This is a genomic window from Bacillus proteolyticus (genome assembly GCF_001884065.1).
In the GTDB taxonomy this organism is placed as follows: Bacteria; Bacillota; Bacilli; order Bacillales; family Bacillaceae_G; genus Bacillus_A; species Bacillus_A proteolyticus.
Genome location: NZ_MACH01000058.1, coordinates 1 through 307, shown reverse-complemented (window position 1 = coordinate 307; position 307 = coordinate 1). Strand labels below are relative to the sequence as shown.

Below are 307 nucleotides of genomic sequence, written 5' to 3'. Positions count from 1 at the left end.
TGTTGTTTCTTCTTCAATCTTTTCTTCTTCTGGTTTTACCCAGATTTCCGGTTTGTCTGTTACCTCTGGTTTCTCTAACACATTCGGTTCTTCTGTCACCGTCGGCTTTTCCGGTTTTAATGACTCTTCTATTTCTTCTGTTGTCTCTTCTTCAATCTTTTCTTCTTCTGGTTTTACCCAGATTTCCGGTTTGTCTGTTACCTCTGGTTTCTCTAGTACATTCGGTTCTTCTGTCACCGTCGGCTTTTCCGGTTTTAATGACTCTTCTATTTCTTCTGTTGTTTCTTCTTCAATCTTTTCTTCTTCT

1 pseudogene is annotated in these 307 nt (G+C 39.1%); it reads right to left on the bottom strand.

Going from position 1 to position 307, the window contains the following annotated elements:
• Positions 1–307 (bottom strand): annotated as a pseudogene (locus BAQ49_RS09585) (Cna B-type domain-containing protein); the annotation flags it as partial.